Below are 16,001 nucleotides of genomic sequence, written 5' to 3'. Positions count from 1 at the left end.
TCCCGTTAACCTTGTGCCGGCTTCGGGTTGAAAGAGGAGACGGCAGCCGCATGTGGCAAACGGAACGGTCGGACCGCGTTTCTCCGGTGCGCCGGCACCTGCCGCGCCCGGTCCCGCGCCGTCGTTGGGCCGCCCTCCCGAGCCTCGAGCGGACCAAGCGCTCGGACCATCCTTGGACGCTTCTCCTCGCGTCTGGCGAGGGTCGCGGTTTCGGCGATTTCTCGATTCGCCTCTCGGGCAAGAACATCCCCAAGCAGTTCTGGTCGCTCGACGGCAGCGGCGGGATGCTCGATTGGGCCGTCGCCCGCGCCGCCAGGATCTCGCCTCCGGATCGAACGCTCGCGATCGTGCGCACCGAGCACCTGCGTTGGTCCGAGTGCGCTCTCCGCGCCGTTCCGACGGCGAACGTCATCCTCGAGCCCGCCGATCGCGGCACCGCGCCGGGAATCCTCCTCGCGCTCATGCATCTCGGGCACCTGGAGCCGGACGCGACCGTCGTCCTCTTGCCCTGCGATCACCACGTGGAGGGGGAGGGGATGCTCGCCGAGGCGATGGGCGCCGCGGCGGCCGTGGCCGAGCGGCGTCCCGAGCTCGTGGTCGTCCTCGGTGCCGCGGCACACACACGGGTGCCGGGGTGCCCTTGGCTCGTACCCGGCGCGCTCGCGAGCACCGGCATCGCGGTCGCGAAGCGCTCGGCGCTCATCGCGCTCTTCACCGCCACCGTTCCCGACCTGGTCGCCGACTGCGTGACCTGGTCGATCGACGGAGAGCGGAGCCGGAGCGCGCTGCGGTCGCTCTACGAAACCATTCCGACTCGCGATTTCAACCGGCAGGTGCTCTACAAGGCGCCGACGTCGCTCGCGGTCGCGGAGATTCCCTCCTGCGGCTTCACCGACCTCGGATCGCCGGGAAAGCTGTCCCGGTTCCTCCGGGCTCAGACGGAGCCCGCCACGCCGGATTTCTTGCGCCGCTCCCTCGGCTCCACCACGAGGGTGTCGGCATGAACCATTGGTGGGCGCGATGCCGCGGTTCGTCGCGGCTACCCCTCAACCCGAGCTCACGGTGTCGCGCCCTCCAAAGCCCTTTCCCTTCGAACGCGTGAGGACGGCGCCGGCCGGGACCCCCTCGAAGTTCTGCTAGACTCGGGCTGCTGGCCGGAACGATGACATCCGGAGGTCTCGTTGGCTCCGCGTGATGCATCCAAACGCTCCCGGACCCGGCGCGAGGGAAGCGGCGGCCCCGAGGTCGAGCACCACAAGAAATCGGGCGCCAAGAACCACAAAGGCGCGCGCGCGTTCTCCTCGTCGTCGAAGGAAGAACTGCAATCGCTCAACGAGGAGCTGCTCACCGTCAACCACCAGCTCCAGACGAAGCTCGGGGAGCTCGAGCAGCGGAACGACGACCTCGACAACCTTCTACAGAGCACCGATCTCGCCGCGATCTTCCTCGACCGCAACTTCTGCATCAAGTGGTTCTCCCCGGCGATGACACCGCTCCTCTCCCTCATCCCGTCGGACGTGGGCCGGCCGCTCTCCGACTTCGCGCAGCGGTTCACCGATCCCGACCTCCTCGCCGAGGCGGAAGCGGTCCTCCGCGATCTCGTCCCGGTCTCGCGCGAGATCCAGACGCGCGAGGGACGCTGGTACCTGCGGCGGCTCCTCCCTTACCGCACGCGCGCGGACAGCATCAACGGGATCGTCATCACCTTCACCGACGTCCACGCGCTCCGGAACGCGGAGCGGGCCTTGAAGGAGCGCAACGAGTCGCTCGAGCGGCGGATCGCCGAGCGCACCGCGACGCTCAAGGTCCTCCAGGACGTCGCGGGCGCGGCCAACCGGGCCTCGAGCCTGGACGAGGCGATCCGGATGGCGATCCAGCTCGTCTGCGTCCACGCGCAGTTCGATCTCGGCCACGCGTGGCGGATCGACGAGGCGACGCACACCGTCCTCCCGCTGGACGTCTGGTACGTTGCGCCGGGGCGCGACTTCAGCGCCTTCATCGACATCACGATGCGGACGGTCCTGGGCCCGGGGGACGGCATCATCCGCCGGACGCTGGCGCTCGGCGAGCCGCAGTGGATGGAGGACGTCCACGGCCAAAGGTTCGTCCGCGGTTCGTTCGAGAAGTTCGGGATCCACTCGGTCGCGACCTTGCCCGTCATCGTCGAGGGGAAGCCGATCGTCGTCCTCGAGATGTTCGCCTCGTCGAATCTCGCGATCCCGGGGAGCACCTTCCTCCCGTCGCTCAAGAACGTCGGCATCCACATCGGGCACGTCATCGAGCGGCAGACGCTCGAGAAGCAGGTCGCCGACCAGACCGATCGCGAGCGCCGGAGCATCGGCCAGGAGCTGCACGACTCGGTCGGCCAATCGCTCGCGGGGCTCGCCATGATGACGCGCGAGCTGATCTCCGATCCCGAGGCCGGCTCCAAGCGCTCGTCCGTGCCGACGATCAACGCCCTGCACCGCGGGATCGAGGGGGCGAAGATCGAGCTCCGGAACGTCATCCGCGGGATGCTGCCGGTCGAGTTCGACGGGAACGGGCTCATGAACGCGCTCCTCGACCTCGCCGAGACGACCGAGACGATGCACTCGATCAAGTGCCGCTTCGTCTCCGACGAGCCCGATCTCGTCGCGATCGACGACGGCTTCGTCGGTGCCCAGCTGTATCGCATCGCGCAAGAGGCGGTCCGCAACGCGGTGACGCACGGCGAGGCGACCGGGATCGAGATCGCGCTCCGCGGTCGGCGGCGGATCGAGCTCGAGGTCGGCGACAACGGCCACGGCGACTGGTCGAAGGCCGACACACGGGGGAGCGGCGTGCGCATCATGCGCTACCGCGCCGACCTGATCGGCGGACGCATCGAGGTCATCGCCGAGCGCGGCGTCGGGACACGCGTGCTCTGCATCGTTCCGCGCGGTCCTCATCCGGCCGGCGGACACGGCGAACGCTAGCCCGGCCGGTATTCCTCGAACTTCACCGCGACGAGGTGGCCGGGAGGCGCGCCGACGACGGCGATCGTCGCCAGGTGGTGGGGAAGCAGCCGCACGGTCGCGATGTGCGGCTCGGAGCCGACGACACCGAATCGCGGCCGCGTCGCCCGCGCCATCGCCTCCTTGAACGTCCAGATCTCGAGGAGGCGCTCGGTCCGTAGGACGGCCGGGAGCGCCGAGATCTCGTCCAGCTCGACGCGCGTGCAGAACACCTGCGCGAAGCCGCGTGGGTCGAGCCCGACGTTGCGCTCGCTCTCGACGTCGGCGCCGACCGAGCAACCCGACGCGACTGCGCAGAGCGCGATCCCGTCGGCGTGAGACAGCGAAAAGCCGATGCCGCGCGGGGCGCCGGGCAGGAGCGCCTCGGAGCGCCCGTCCTTGCTCGTGCGGATCTGGAGTTGCTCGCCGGGGCAGCCGGTCATCTCGGCGATCATGGAGCGGACGAGTGCGTGCGCGGCGAGGTAGTCGAGGCGCGAGGCGTCGGGCTCGAGACGTGTCAGGAGCTGACGCTCCTCGGCGCTCAGCAACGAAGCCGCACGCAGCGCGAGCGCCGGATCCTCGTAGCACGCGCTCCGGACGAACCGGACGACGACGTCGCGCCAAGGGGAATCGAAGCCGCTCGTACTCATCTCGTCCTCCTCTCGCTCTGCCCCACGGCGACGTTCAGCAAGAGGCGCGCCAAGCGGCTCACGCCGAAAAACAAAGGGTTTCGCGACGAGCCGCAGCGCCGTCGCGCGGAACGGATGACACGATCCTCCGGAATATCGGACACGGCGGCGAACGAAGCCGGGGCGTACGATCGAACCGATCGTCAGCGAAGACGGCGCACCATCTCGGCGTCGGCGCCGTCCATGAGGGTGCCGTAGGCGACCGTGTAGGTGCCGCGCGTGCCGTCGCCGCGGAGCGCGAAGATCACCGACTCGTCCGAAGGATCGCTCTCGCCTTCGAAGCGCACGATCTCGTCCACACGGAACGACTCCGGCGGTGTGATCGTCCCGGTGGAACGGCTGCGCAGGCCGTCCCCGTCGGCGCTGAACTCATCGACGTAGCCCGAGCGGGCCAACCGGTCGAGCGCCTCACGGATCGTCTCCATCGCCATCCCTTCCATCCTACGGCGGCGTTGACGCGCGCGCCTTCCCGGGAGTACTAAGGGGGAATGGCGACGAGGAAGAAGAAGCGCACCAAAGCGGAGGCGCGCTCGCGCGGGCTCACGCCCGCGACGCTGACCTCCGGGAACGTCCCCGCCGCCGTCGACGCCCTGCGCCGCCAGGTCGACGAGGACGGCGGCGAGGTGCTCGCCACGTACAAGGACCCGGTCGGCGGTCGGTGGCAGATCCTCGCCGCGCTCCCGATCGATGCCGTCCAGCCCACGCCGTTCCAGCGTGACCTCTCGGAGACGCACGCCGCACGCCTCGCGAACGTCATCGACCAGATCGACCGCTTCCTCGATCCGATCATCGCGGTGAAGAGTCCCGAAGTCGGCTACTGGACGCCGAACGGCAACCACCGCCTCGCCGCGCTGCGCACGATCGGCGCGAAGGCGGTCGTCGCGCTTCTCCTTCCCGAGGCCGAGACCGCTTACCGGATCCTCGCGCTCAACACCGAGAAGGCGCACAACGTGCGCGAGAAGTCGCTCGAGGTCATCCGGATGGCGCGCTCGCTCGCCGATCTCGACCCGCGCGCCGAGAAGGAGTTCGCGCTCGAGTTCGAGGAGCCGTCGCTCCTCACCCTGGGCGCAACCTACGAGAAGAAGGGCCGCTTCTCCGGCGGCGCCTACGCGCCGATGCTCAAGCGCGTCGAGACATTCCTCGCATCGAAGCTGCCCGCCGCCCTCGCCGTACGCGACGAGCGCGCGGCCGCTCTCCTGGAGCTCGACGAGGCCGTCGTCGCCGCCGTCGCCGAGCTCAAGGAGCGCGGCTTCGTCAGCCCGTACTTGAAAGCGTTCGTCATCGCCCGCATCAACCCGCTGCGCTTCCAGAAGGGCGGCGACCCGAAGTTCGACGAGACGGTCGCGAAGATGCTCGCGTCGGCGAAGAAGTTCGACGCGGCGAAGATCAAGGCCGACCAGGTCGCGGCGGCGTCGGGGCCGCCGGAGGACTAGTCGGGCGACCGCACGCTCGTCGCGATTTCGTGGGTCGTTCGATCCCAGAATTCACCGCCCTCGAGACCCTCGAAATGGAGGATGACGACGTGATGTCCGGCGACGGTTGCCAGAGTGCGCACGACCGAGCGCCCCGCGATTTGATAGTCCGCCGCAGCGAACTTCCGGCCGGCGATCTCTTCGATGCGCGGCGCGCCGACGATCGTCGCACTCTCCATTGGCGGCTTGCGCATCTTGTCCTGGAACACCTTGAAGGCTTCTTGAACGTCGGGAGGGCCCGAGATGTCATGGAGTCTGATCTCGACGGTCAAAGGCGCGCGCGGCATCGATCCACAGTGGAAGATCGTCCATGTGCCCGACGCCTGGGGCGGCCCCGCATCCATCGACGACGGGAGCTCGATCGAGACCTCCGATGGCTCAAGAACGTGACGCGTGCGCTTCGGGTGGTCGAGCTCCCATGGCCGTAGCATCGCGATGGAGACGGCGAGGGAGCCGAGGCAAGCGACCGCGCAAGCGGCCGACATCACACGCCAGGTCTGCGCGGGCGCCGGCACGATTGGCTCGCCAGCTCGATCCTGAGCGAACTCGGGGCGCAGACCGCGGGTGAGGACACCCGTGGCCATGAGCGCGAACCCGGCTGCGCCGCCGCCGAAGTGGGCGATGAAGTCGATTCCTTTTTGAAACGAGTACAGGAAGTTGACGGCGACGGGAGTGATGGCTTGGCGCTTGAATACGTCGAGCGTCATGGGCGGCAGCAATCCTCGCGGCTTCCATGCGAGGCCAGCACCGGCCGCCATGAGACCCCAGATCGCCCCGGAGGCCCCGACCGCGATCCCGCCGCGTCGCATGAGCGCGCTCGCGAGAGAGCCGACAATTCCCGACACCGTATAGAGGACGAGAAAGCGGTGAGGGCCGAGAAGTCGTTCGAGGAACACGCCGAAACTCGCGAGGGCCAGCATGTTCACGAAGAGATGCATGAAGCTTCCGTGGAGGAAGGCCGCCGACAGGAGGCGCCACCACTCGCCCTGGATGATCCTCTCGTGGTCGATGGCGCCGAGATGCCACAGCGCGGATGGGAAGTGACCGCCTCCCCAATAGAGGGTCAGGCCATAGAAGGCGACGCAGATCAGGCCGATGGCGGCGGTAACCACCGGAAAGCGAGATCGGAGAGACGCGACGAACCGCGACTCCTGCTCGGCGTCCGCCTGCGCGGCACGAATCCACCCGTCGAGTTGCTCGCGGTTGAGCACGCGCTCGCCGTGCAGCGAGGCGAGCCGGTCGCGGAGGCTGCGCGCTGCCATCAGAAGCGCCTGCGACTTTCGACCGGAGACCTTTCGAAGCCGACCATCGTCGTCGAACTGATAGGCGATGATTCGGCCGCTCAACTGGAAGAATGGGATAGCGGACTTGAGCGCCTTCGCGAACCCTGACCCTCCTCCGGCGACGATGAGCAGAAGTGGTGCCCGGCGATGCGCTCCGATGATCTCGCTCGCACGTTGTCGCAGGGCGTCGGGATCGAGCGGGGCTGTCAGCAGCCAGCATCTCTCGCCTCCGGCGAGGATCAGCTCAGCTTCGTCATCCGTGGCCGCGAGGAGCGATGCGCTCGGCGCGCTCGCCGCCGACGGCTCGACGAGCTCGGTGAGAAGCCGGTCCCTCAGGACCAGCCGCGACGATCGGTCGTTCAAGTGGCTCCCCCAGTACCTGAGGGCACCCTAACACAGTGTAGGATCCGCCGAATGGATGCCTCGAGTCGTCAATCCACTGCCGTCGCACGCTTTCGCCGTCTGCATGAAGACGGCTGTTTCGTCATTCCGAATCCCTGGGACGCAGGGAGCGCGATCTTCCTCGAGAATCTCGGCTTCGAGGCGCTTGCGACTACCTCGGCGGGGTTCGCGTTCTCGCGAGGGCTCCCCGACGATCCGAGCGTCTTGCCGCGCGACGTCATGCTCGATCACATCGCGGAGATCGCGGGGGCGACGAAGCTTCCGGTCAACGGCGACTTCCAATCGGCGTATGCCGACGATCCCGAGCAGGTCGCGACGAACGTGGGCCTCTGCGTGCTCACCGGCGCGGCCGGCCTCTCGATCGAGGACGCGACGGGGCTGCGGGATCGGCCGCTCTACGACGAGCCCATCGCGATCGAGCGCGTGAAGGCCGCGCGCGCCGCGATCGATGCGTCGGGGGTTCCGGTCGTGCTCACGGCGCGGTGCGAGTCGTTCTTGGTCGGGGCCGCCGAGCCGGAGAGGGTCGCGTTGTCGCGCCTCGCGGCATTCGCGGAGGCCGGCGCCGATTGCCTCTTCGCACCCGGCGTGATCGAGCCGGCGGCGATCGCGCGCATGGTCAAGGAGGTCGCACCGAAGCCGGTCAACGTGCTCGTCTCGACGATGAATCGCACGCTCACGGTGGCGCAGCTCCGCGACCTCGGCGTGCGGCGGATCTCGGTGGGAGGGGCGCTGGCGCGCGTCGCGTGGGGCGCGTTCATGCGCGCGGCACGGTCGATCGCGGAGGACGGTTCGTTCGCTTCGTTCGGGGACGCGGCTCCGTTCGACGAGCTGAACGCGCTCTTCGAGCGCTAGCAAAAGAAACCGTGGACGGTCGCCTGGCGGGGCGCCATCCACGGCTTCGAGAATGGTCGAAGGTCGAGCCGGCTCTAGGCGGCGGGCTCGATGCCGATCGAGACGGCCATGTTCTTCCCGCCGACCGTGCGGTAGTTCACCGTCACGTGGTCGCCGCTGGCCACCTCGGACAGCGAGGACTTCTTGCTGCCCTTGAGGATCTTGGTGTCGGGGCCGACGACGAACGACATGTCCTCGGCGCTCGGGATCGTGCCCATGTTGCTACCGGTCGAGCCTGTGCTCCCCATCGCGGTCTTGCTGTCGACCTTGACGACGAGCGTATTCGAGCGGGAATCCGACGAGACGACCTGGCCCTTCGTCATGGTGAGGCCGGAATAGTCTTGGTTCGGATCCGGATTCGGGGTCGGAGTGGGCTGCGCCAGGGCGACCGATCCCACCACCAGCGCGGCTGCAATCATTGGAACTCCCAACTTCATGATGCTCTCCTCGCGCGTACGACCCGACCTGGATTGAGGGACTGGCCGCGTCTACCGTCGCGCTCGCTCTTGATGAGGAGCAACCACCGTGCCCATCGTGAAAAGGCACGAGATCGCCTACCGATGAGCAATCCCGCAGGAAACACGCGGATGGCACGAGGCAAATCGTCGTCAGGGATCACCCCCAGGCACGTAAACGCACCGGCGTGATCCGGCTCTCTTCTCTCACATTGTCGGCGCGCGCCGACGATGCGCTACATGCACAGCCTGAGAATTCCGCGTCATCGTCGTCGTCTGGTTCCGTGCCGCGTACGTTTGCCGCGAGCGCGAAAGAATGAGCCGCCACTTTTCGTCTCATGCACGGAACAGCGCGCGATCTCGCATTGGCATCCACCTTGCGGCAGGTGAGCGTGCGGGCAGCGTGCATTGTGTCGCCGTCCTGCGTATGGAGGATCGAGAATGAAAGCACTCGTTCGCATGACGATCACGGCGGCGGTAGCGACCGCGCTCGTTGCGGCGCCCGTGCTCGCCGCCGATCACGACAACGACAAGACCGTCAATCAAGGCGGTAAGGAAGCGACGAAGGACGTCGAGAAGCTGCAGAAGGCCGAGCAGGTGCTTCGCGCGTCGCTCGAAGCTCCCGACAAGGGGATTCCGAAGGATGCGCTCGAGAAGGCCCAGTGCGTCGGCGTGTTTCCCGACGTCACCAAGGGCGCGTTCATCATCGGCGGCCAGGGCGGTAGCGGCGTGATCACCTGCCGCGACTCCAGCGGCAAGATGGGCGCCCCCGCGTTCTTCAAGATCGGCGGCGGCAGCGTCGGCTGGCAGTTCGGCGGTCAGCAGACCGATCTCGTCATGCTCATCATGAACGAGAGCGGGATGCGGCATCTCCTCGCCGACAAGTTCACGATCGGCGCGGAAGCCACAGCGACCGCGGGCCCGGTCGGCCGCACCGCCAAGGCGGCGACCGACGCGGAGCTCCATGCGGAGATCCTCGCCTGGTCGCGCTCGCAGGGCGCGTTCCTCGGTGCGGCGCTCGACGGCACCGTGATCAAGCCCGACGAGGAGAAGAACAAGGCGATGTACGGCGACAGAGGCCGTACGGCGCGCGACATCCTCTTCGACAAGAAGGTCGAGCCGAAGGGCGAGGCCAGCGCGTATCTGAATTATCTCAACCGGAACGCGGAAAGGACTCAGGGCTGAAACCGATGATGCAGAGCGGCCAAGGGGCAAACGCCCGAGCCGCCGCGCGTCATCGTCGAAGCGAAGCCCTCCGGGCGCGCGCGAAAGCGGGCCCGGAGGGTTTCGTCATAGTGCTGTGAACTGTGAACTGCCGACTGTGAACTTGTCTTCCAGTTGCATCTCCCCGGCGCGCCCCGTCACGATGAGGAGCAGCGTGAGCCAGTCGCGGAGCTGCCGCGTCAGCAGGAACTTGTAGCGGACCAGCTCGCGCCCCTCGCGGCCCATCTCCTGAGCGAGCGGGCGGCGGTTCAAGAGGTAGCGGAGGCGGAACGCGAGCCCCTCCTCCGAGTGCACGAGGAAGCCGGTGCGATGGTCGTGGACCTGGAGGGTGATCCCTCCCGCCGCGCCCGCGACGACCGGTTTCGCCTTCCACATCGCTTCGGTCACGGTGAGGCCGAAGCCCTCCTTCGTCGAGTTCTGGATGACGATCGCCGCGGCGCGCTGCAGCGCGTTGATGTCGCGGTGGCTGTCCGGCGGAATGGCGAGGACGTCGATGTCCGGATCGCCGTCGACCTCGTCCAGGACCTCGCGGAGCACCTCGGCGCCTTCCGGATCGTCGTCGGCGCTGCCGCCCGCGAGCACGAGACGGCATGGGTCGCGGCGCTTGACGCGACGGAACGCGCGGACGACGCCGACCGGGTTCTTGAAGCGATCGAAGCGGGAGACCTGCACGAGGAGCGGCTCGCTGCGGTCGATCTTGAGCGCCGCGAGCCGGCGGTCGATCTCGTCGTCCGTCATCTCGGCGTTCTTGTCCGAAAGCGGATCGATCGACGGCGGGATCAGGAACTGCGGGTGGCGGAGCGGGCGCGTGAACGAGGAGAGCGAGAAGACGCTCGCGTCGTAGAGGCGGACCCACTCGTGGAGGAACTTCCAGACCGGACGGAAAGGCCGCGACGCGTCGATGTGGCAACGCCAGATCCACGGGCAGACCTTCGGCGCGAACGAGATGAGGGCGGCGGGCTGCGGGTCATGGATCGCGACGACGTCGGCGTCGTCGAGCGCGAGACGCGCCGCCTCGCGCTGGTTCGCCGCGATGTAGGCCTCGCGCTGGGCCGCGGTCAGGTCGCCCGGAAAGCCCTGCAACGCGTTGTGCATCCGCTTCGTCGCGACGAAGAATTCCGGCCCGCCGACGATGACCTCCCACCTCGGCTTCAGGCCGAGCTCCTCGAAGAGCGGCACGTGCCGCGTGAGCAGCTCCGCGACGCCGCCGCCGACCCGCGTCGAGTTGACGATGACGAGGCGCAGGCCCTTGAGGCGCGTCGCGAGCCGCCGCATGACGTCGATGCGTCCCTTGCCGACGATCTCGGCGTACTCGTCGAGCGTCGCGCCCTGGCTCATGGAAGCTCCGGATTGAGGATCGTCACGATCCGTTGACGCAGCTCCTCGAGGCTGAACAGGTAGAAGTCGATCCGGCGAAGCCGCTCGGCGACGTCGACGCGCCCCAGCTCGTCCTCGATCCAGCGCGAGAAGTCGTCGGCGTCGTCGGTCCCGCGAAGGCGTGCTTCGTGGAAGTGGAAGTAGAGCGAGCTCAAGGGGATCTCGGTGATCGCGTCCCTCAGCTCGGGGAGGGTGTAGGCCGCGCGTTCTCCGGGGAGCGCGAAGTAGATGCCGGAGGCGAAGTGGAAGCCGAAGCCGGGGCGGGCCCACGGCACCGTCGCCACCTCGTCGAGGTGCTCCTCCAAGATCTCGACGATCGCCGCGCGCGTGTCCTCGATGTCGCCTCGGCGGAAGAGGTCGAGGCTCGAGAGCTTCTCCGCGAGGACCGGGTCGCCGAGCGCGTTCGCCGCCCAGGCGCCGAAATCGTTCGGGTGGTCCCACGTCCCGTATCGATGCTCGAGCGCCGCGCGGAAGACGTGGTGATGGATGACGTCGGGGGGTGCGCGCCGGACGATCTCGGTCAGCTCGCGGAGGTTCCTCGCCTCCCATCCGGTCGCGACGACGAGGCCTTCGTAATCGGCAAAGAGGAACGGCTTCGCCGCGCGTGTCTCGACGATGCTCATCGGCTGGTCTCCGCCCGGGCGAGGAGGGAAAGGAAACGTCCGACCGCCGAGGACGACGGGAGGCGCGATCGCGCGGCGGTGTGCACCCGCGCACCGCCCACCCGGATCGTGACGCCGCGGCCGGCGAACGCCTCGAGCAGCTCCTCGTCGCTCCGGTCGTCGCCGATGACGACGAAGGAGCGATCGGCGCGCGGGAGACGGCGCGCCGGCGGCCAGACGCGCGCGACGATTCCCTTGCCGAACCCCGCGGGCCGGATCTCGAGGACCCGTTTGCCCGGAACGATCTCGAGCCCGTGGAGATCGTACCCCTCGAGCCGGCGGTCGAGCGCGCGCCGCCAGCGGCCGCGGACGCGCGACGTCGCGGCGCGGTCGTGAAAGGCGACCCCGATCGGCTTCCGCTCGACGCGGATCCCCGGGAATCGCCGTGCGAAGGCGGCGATCTCGCGACCGATGCGCGCGAGACGAACGCCGAGCGTCTGGAGCCCGTGCGGGATCTTGCGGCCCTCGCGCTCGACGCCGTGACATCCGTAGATCGCGATCCCGGACACCGGCACCATCGCGCGCGCCTGGGCCGCGGGCCGTCCGCTGACGACGGCGATGCGCCACCCGCCGTGGACGAGGCTCTCGAGCGACGACAGCACCCGCCGCGGCACGCGCGCCACCTCCGGCGTGCGCGCGATCGGCGCCAGCGTGCCGTCGATGTCGAGGATCATCGAGCGCGCGGCACGCGGCCGGCGGGCCGCGCGGGCGACCTCCGCCGCGAGCGCGGTCACGCCGTGGCCCACGGATCCGCCCCGACGGCGGTCGTCCCCGCGGGACGGGCGGCCTCGCGCGGCGAGCCGAGGCCGAGACAGCGGCCGGCCCACGACTGGGCCGAATTCGACAGGATGCGCGGCCGCAGGCGATCCATCCTCTCGCGCCTCTCGTCGGCCGGCATCGCGAGCGCCTGCGAGACGGCGGTCGCGAGCGCGTCGACGTCGTTCGGGTTCACGAGGACCGCGCCGTCGACGACCTCCGAGATCCCCGCGAACTCGCTGAGCACGAGGACGCCGCCGCCGTCGATGCGCGACGCGACGAACTCCGCAGCGACCAGGTTCATGCCGTCGCGCAGCGGTGTCACGAGCGCGACCGACGCCGCGAGGTAGTGGGCGACGAGCTCCGCCCGGTCGAGCGAGCGGTAGCCGTAGTGGATCGGCTGCCAGCCGTCGATTCCGAACTCGCCGTTGATGCGGCCGACCTCGCGGTCGATGTCGCGCTTCATGCGGCGGTATTCCTCGACGACGTGGCGGCTTGGCACGACGACCTGCACGAACACGAACGAGCCGATCGTCTCGGGACGAAGGCGCAGCAGCCGCTCGACGCCGTAGAGGCGCTCCAGGATCCCCTTCGTGTAGTCGAGCCGCTCGGCGCCGAAGACGATCGGGCGCTCCCCGTACGCCGCGCGGATCCGCCGCGCGCGCGCTTGAACGGGACGGCTGCCCGCGAGCGACGTGATCGCGGGAACGTCGATCCCGATCGGCTCCGCCGCGATCCGCGTCGCGCCCTCCGCGTGGGTGAGATCGAGGCTGTTCGCGCCCGCCGGTGAGGCCGTCGCCGAGACGAGCGCCGCCGCGGCGCCGGCGAAGTTGTCGCGATAGCGCGGGATGTGGAACGCCGCGGTGTCGCAGGCGAGGAGGCCGCGCACGATCTCCTCGCGCCACGGGATCGTGCGGAAGATCTCCGACGGGGGAAACGGCGTGTGCAGGAAGAAGTCGATCCGGCCGCGGAACCCGCCCTCACGGAGGAAGCGAGGGACGAGGAAGAGCTGGAAGTCGTGGACCCAGATCCGGTCGCCCGCTCGTGAGCGTGCGAGCACGACGTCCGCGAAGCGGCGGTTGACGCGGACGTAGCGCTCCCAATCGTCGGGATCGAAGACGCCCTTGCCGGTGAAGTCGTGGAGGATCGGCCAGAGCGAGCGGTTGCAGAGGCCGTTGTAGTAGCGGGCCACGTCGCGCTCGCTGAGCGGCACGCCGCACAGGTCGACGCCGGAAGGGAGCCGGAAGGCGTGCGGCGAGGCGAGGGCGTCCTCGACCGCGCGCGCGTTCGGAAGGCTGATGCCGTCCCAGCCGAACCACGTCCCCCCGCGCGAGAGGAACGCGGGCTCGAGCGCGTTGACGAGGCCGCCGACGTTGCGATGCTTGGGGCCGCTGCCGCGGCCGATGTCGTACGGGAGCCTGTTCGAGACGACGAGGAGAGTGGCCGCGGCGGCGCCTGCGGGACGGATCGAAGAGCGCGCGGGAACCGCTTGAAGCTGGTCCGGACTCTTCATGAGCACCTCCGCGCCGGTGTCCGGCGCGACCGCTCTCTCATCGTCGACGGTGCGGATCGCCGGCCTCAGGCGGCTCGGCGGCGGGTCTTGGCCTCTTCGATCTCCGACGTGATCTTGTTCGCCGCATCGACCGCGGCCTGGGCCTTCGTCTTGGCGCCCAGGAAATCGCCCGCGTCGTACGCCCGCTGGGCGTCTTGGATCTGGCCGTCGATGCCGGCGGTGTCGGACTTGAGGCTCGCGAGATCCGCCTCGGTGCCCTTCCCGTGCGGCGCCGTCGTGAGCGCCGTCTGCGCGTTCTGGTACGCGGACTTCGCCTGCGCGATCAGATCGCCGGCGTCGCCCTTGGCCTTCTCTTTCCCGGCCGTCGCTTCCTTCGTGGCGCGGTCCGCCTCGCTCTTCGCGACCTGCGCGAGCTGCTTCGTCTGCTCGTACGACCGGAGCGGCGTCCATTTCTTGCTCTGGACCTCGAGCTCGGTCTGCAGCTTCGCGTCGGCATCCTTCGCCGCCGTCCACGCCTCGGAGGCGTAGTCGCTCGCTTGAGCCTGCTGGGCGCCGTCCAGGGCCTGCTTCGCGGCGTCGATGTCGGCTTTCGGAGCCTGCGCGCACGCCGCGAGCCCGAGGCCGAGTGCGGCGGCCATCATGACTTGCATCGATCTCATCGTTACCTCCTTGGCTGGTTGGGAGCGCCGGCGCCCCATGCGCTCTTCGACGAAGACGCATGAAGACGGGTGCAAGGGCCCGGTGCCCGCTGCGGCGGAATTCAGCAAGCGAAGTGCCACGGGCGATTGCGTGCGGTTTTCCCGCATGAGGGGAATTCCTACCGCGTCGAAACGCTTCGAAACACACCCCAGGTGGTGAGGCGGCGTCGTTGCAGTAAGAAATTCAAGAATAGCGAAACCGTCACGATGCACTGCCGTAAACGAACGGCATGAAGACAATCGTGACGGCACTCGTGCTCACAAGTGCGATCACGCACGCGGGCGCTCAAGCCACGTTCCACGGCGGCGTCACGCGCGCCGGAGTCTACGAAGGCGGCGGCCCCGCATCCACTCCGGCGCTCGTGTGGAAGTTCAAGACCGGCGGCCCCGTCGTGGGATCGGCGGCGGTCGACGGCGGCGTCGTCTACGTCACCAGTCTCGACACCTACCTCTACGCGATCGACCAGGAGACCGGCAAGGAGAAATGGAAGTTCAAGTCGCGCATGCCGATCGCATCGTCGCCCGCCGTATCCTCTGGAACGCTCTATTTCGTCTCGGGAACGGGCGCGCTCGCCGCGATCGACGTCGCCACCGGCCAGCCCAAGTGGGTCTTCGTCGCCGAGCACGAGCGCAAATTCGAAGCGAAGAACCTCCACGGGTATCCGTCGACCGCGCAGACGATCCCCGACGCGTGGGACATCTTCACGTCGTCGCCGGCGGTCGTGAACGGCAAGGTCTACTTCGGTAGCGGCGACGGCAACGTCTACGCCGTCGACGCGGCGACCGGCATCCTCCAATGGAAGTACGCCACGAGGGACGTCGTCCACGCGTCGCCCGCCGTCGCGAACGGCGTCGTCTACGTCGGGAGCTGGGACAGCACGCTCTACGCGCTCGACGCCGAGAACGGCCAGCTCAAGTGGACCTTCGACGCCGGCCAGGACCCCGCGATCCACAACCAGGTCGGCTTCCAGTCGTCGCCCGCCGTCGTCGACGGCACCGTCTACGTCGGCTGCCGCGACGCCCACGTCTACGCGCTCGACGCCGGGACCGGCAAGAAGAAGTGGGACTACCCGACGAGCAAGTCGTGGGTCATCGGCACGCCGGCGGTGCGGGACGGCGTCGTCTACGTCGGCACGTCCGACAGCGCGCGCTTCCTGGCGCTCGACGCGAAGACCGGGCGCCTGAAGTTCAACTTCAAGGCGAAGGCGTACGTCTTCTCGTCGGCCGCGATCTCGGGCGGCCTCGTCTACTTCGGCAACCACGCCGGCCGCCTCTTCGCCGTCGACGCGAAGACCGGCGACGCCGCGTGGGAATTCCAGACCGACGCCTCGAAGGTCGACCCGATGAAGGTCGTCAACGACGACGGCACGCTCCGCCAGGAAGCGTTCACGCCGCTCTTCAACGACTTCGAGGACATGTACCTCGACATCTACCGCTTCGCCTCGGTGGGCGCGATCATGTCGTCGCCCGTCGTCGACCACGGCGCGATCTACGTCGGCAGCATGGATGGGAACGTCTACGCCCTGAAATGAAGAGGGGACAGCTTCCAAAACTCTCAGTGCCGAGTTTCGGAAGCTGTCCCCTCTGAATCCCCTATAATCGGCCGC

At 68.5% G+C, this 16,001-nt stretch carries 15 protein-coding genes; 6 read left to right on the top strand and 9 right to left on the bottom strand.

Translation table 11 applies throughout. The annotated features are described in order from the left end of the window. The first annotated feature begins 50 nt into the window (after nucleotides 1-50). Entirely contained in the window at nucleotides 51-1,004 is a 954-nt protein-coding gene (locus tag VFV19_17690; GenBank protein ID HEX4826136.1) for a hypothetical protein, read from the top strand. A 177-nt stretch (nucleotides 1,005-1,181) separates the two neighbouring features. Then, complete coding sequence (locus VFV19_17685; protein HEX4826135.1) at nucleotides 1,182-2,954, top strand: PAS domain-containing protein; 1,773 nt, start codon at nucleotides 1,182-1,184, stop codon at nucleotides 2,952-2,954. Here VFV19_17685 and VFV19_17680 read toward each other — a convergent pair. Next, nucleotides 2,951-3,622, bottom strand: a complete 672-nt coding sequence (locus VFV19_17680; protein HEX4826134.1) for a 4'-phosphopantetheinyl transferase superfamily protein — start codon at nucleotides 3,620-3,622, stop codon at nucleotides 2,951-2,953. The genes VFV19_17685 and VFV19_17680 overlap by 4 nt on opposite strands. A 182-nt stretch (nucleotides 3,623-3,804) precedes the next feature. Beyond that, entirely contained in the window at nucleotides 3,805-4,086 is a 282-nt protein-coding gene (locus tag VFV19_17675) for a hypothetical protein (protein ID HEX4826133.1), read from the bottom strand. Nucleotides 4,087-4,149: 63 nt separating this feature from the next. Between VFV19_17675 and VFV19_17670 the strand changes: the two genes are divergently transcribed. Beyond that, nucleotides 4,150-5,094, top strand: coding sequence for a ParB N-terminal domain-containing protein (locus tag VFV19_17670; GenBank protein HEX4826132.1), 945 nt, complete (start codon nucleotides 4,150-4,152; stop codon nucleotides 5,092-5,094). Here the strand turns inward: VFV19_17670 and VFV19_17665 are convergent. After that, on the bottom strand, nucleotides 5,091-6,779 hold the full coding sequence (locus VFV19_17665) for a rhomboid family intramembrane serine protease (protein ID HEX4826131.1): 1,689 nt from the start codon (nucleotides 6,777-6,779) through the stop codon (nucleotides 5,091-5,093). The two genes, VFV19_17670 and VFV19_17665, sit on opposite strands and share 4 nt — an antisense overlap. Nucleotides 6,780-6,830: 51 nt before the next feature. Here VFV19_17665 and VFV19_17660 point away from each other — a divergent pair, with 51 nt between their 5' ends. Next, nucleotides 6,831-7,670, top strand: a complete 840-nt coding sequence (locus VFV19_17660; GenBank protein HEX4826130.1) for an isocitrate lyase/phosphoenolpyruvate mutase family protein — start codon at nucleotides 6,831-6,833, stop codon at nucleotides 7,668-7,670. A 74-nt stretch (nucleotides 7,671-7,744) separates the two neighbouring features. Here the strand turns inward: VFV19_17660 and VFV19_17655 are convergent, their stop codons facing one another. Continuing rightward, nucleotides 7,745-8,128 carry a hypothetical protein gene (locus tag VFV19_17655; GenBank protein ID HEX4826129.1) on the bottom strand — a complete coding sequence of 128 codons (384 nt, stop codon included), beginning with the start codon at nucleotides 8,126-8,128 and terminating at the stop codon, nucleotides 7,745-7,747. Nucleotides 8,129-8,605: 477 nt separating this feature from the next. Here VFV19_17655 and VFV19_17650 point away from each other — a divergent pair, with 477 nt between their 5' ends. Next, nucleotides 8,606-9,349, top strand: a complete 744-nt coding sequence (locus tag VFV19_17650) for a lipid-binding SYLF domain-containing protein (protein HEX4826128.1) — start codon at nucleotides 8,606-8,608, stop codon at nucleotides 9,347-9,349. Nucleotides 9,350-9,454: 105 nt separating this feature from the next. Here the strand turns inward: VFV19_17650 and VFV19_17645 are convergent, their stop codons facing one another. The 5 genes from VFV19_17645 to VFV19_17625 all read right to left on the bottom strand — a co-directional run bounded on the left by VFV19_17645 (nucleotide 9,455) and on the right by VFV19_17625 (nucleotide 14,355). After that, nucleotides 9,455-10,726, bottom strand: coding sequence for a glycosyltransferase (locus VFV19_17645; protein HEX4826127.1), 1,272 nt, complete (start codon nucleotides 10,724-10,726; stop codon nucleotides 9,455-9,457). Continuing rightward, nucleotides 10,723-11,388 carry a DUF5752 family protein gene (locus VFV19_17640; protein HEX4826126.1) on the bottom strand — a complete coding sequence of 222 codons (666 nt, stop codon included), beginning with the start codon at nucleotides 11,386-11,388 and terminating at the stop codon, nucleotides 10,723-10,725. Before VFV19_17640 ends, VFV19_17645 begins: the two co-directional genes overlap by 4 nt. Continuing rightward, a complete protein-coding gene (gene otsB / locus VFV19_17635) occupies nucleotides 11,385-12,173 on the bottom strand; it encodes a trehalose-phosphatase (protein HEX4826125.1) in 789 nt (262 codons plus the stop codon). Before otsB ends, VFV19_17640 begins: the two co-directional genes overlap by 4 nt. Further along, on the bottom strand, nucleotides 12,158-13,696 hold the full coding sequence (locus VFV19_17630) for a trehalose-6-phosphate synthase (GenBank protein HEX4826124.1): 1,539 nt from the start codon (nucleotides 13,694-13,696) through the stop codon (nucleotides 12,158-12,160). Before VFV19_17630 ends, otsB begins: the two co-directional genes overlap by 16 nt. A gap of 65 nt (nucleotides 13,697-13,761) precedes the next feature. Beyond that, on the bottom strand, nucleotides 13,762-14,355 hold the full coding sequence (locus VFV19_17625; GenBank protein HEX4826123.1) for a hypothetical protein: 594 nt from the start codon (nucleotides 14,353-14,355) through the stop codon (nucleotides 13,762-13,764). A 269-nt stretch (nucleotides 14,356-14,624) separates the two neighbouring features. Here VFV19_17625 and VFV19_17620 point away from each other — a divergent pair, with 269 nt between their 5' ends. Then, nucleotides 14,625-15,926 carry a PQQ-binding-like beta-propeller repeat protein gene (locus VFV19_17620; protein HEX4826122.1) on the top strand — a complete coding sequence of 434 codons (1,302 nt, stop codon included), beginning with the start codon at nucleotides 14,625-14,627 and terminating at the stop codon, nucleotides 15,924-15,926. The last annotated feature ends 75 nt before the right edge of the window (nucleotides 15,927-16,001 follow it).

This window comes from Candidatus Polarisedimenticolaceae bacterium (assembly GCA_036275915.1).
GTDB lineage: Bacteria > Acidobacteriota > Polarisedimenticolia > Polarisedimenticolales > DASRJG01 > DASRJG01.
Note: the sequence above shows the minus strand (reverse complement) of the source record. Positions and strands in the feature narration are given on the sequence as shown.

What these genes read in the sequence shown, in the direction of transcription:
- VFV19_17620 (HEX4826122.1), top strand. Translation starts at nt 14,625, where the DNA reads ATGAAGACAATCGTGACGGCACTCGTGCTCACAAGTGCGATCACGCAC.
- VFV19_17660 (HEX4826130.1), top strand. Translation starts at nt 6,831, where the DNA reads ATGGATGCCTCGAGTCGTCAATCCACTGCCGTCGCACGCTTTCGCCGT.
- VFV19_17625 (HEX4826123.1), bottom strand. Translation starts at nt 14,355, where the DNA reads ATGAGATCGATGCAAGTCATGATGGCCGCCGCACTCGGCCTCGGGCTC.
- VFV19_17650 (HEX4826128.1), top strand. Translation starts at nt 8,606, where the DNA reads ATGAAAGCACTCGTTCGCATGACGATCACGGCGGCGGTAGCGACCGCG.
- VFV19_17690 (HEX4826136.1), top strand. Translation starts at nt 51, where the DNA reads ATGTGGCAAACGGAACGGTCGGACCGCGTTTCTCCGGTGCGCCGGCAC.
- VFV19_17655 (HEX4826129.1), bottom strand. Translation starts at nt 8,128, where the DNA reads ATGATTGCAGCCGCGCTGGTGGTGGGATCGGTCGCCCTGGCGCAGCCC.
- VFV19_17645 (HEX4826127.1), bottom strand. Translation starts at nt 10,726, where the DNA reads ATGAGCCAGGGCGCGACGCTCGACGAGTACGCCGAGATCGTCGGCAAG.
- VFV19_17670 (HEX4826132.1), top strand. Translation starts at nt 4,150, where the DNA reads ATGGCGACGAGGAAGAAGAAGCGCACCAAAGCGGAGGCGCGCTCGCGC.
- VFV19_17680 (HEX4826134.1), bottom strand. Translation starts at nt 3,622, where the DNA reads ATGAGTACGAGCGGCTTCGATTCCCCTTGGCGCGACGTCGTCGTCCGG.
- VFV19_17675 (HEX4826133.1), bottom strand. Translation starts at nt 4,086, where the DNA reads ATGGAGACGATCCGTGAGGCGCTCGACCGGTTGGCCCGCTCGGGCTAC.
- VFV19_17630 (HEX4826124.1), bottom strand. Translation starts at nt 13,696, where the DNA reads ATGAAGAGTCCGGACCAGCTTCAAGCGGTTCCCGCGCGCTCTTCGATC.
- VFV19_17640 (HEX4826126.1), bottom strand. Translation starts at nt 11,388, where the DNA reads ATGAGCATCGTCGAGACACGCGCGGCGAAGCCGTTCCTCTTTGCCGAT.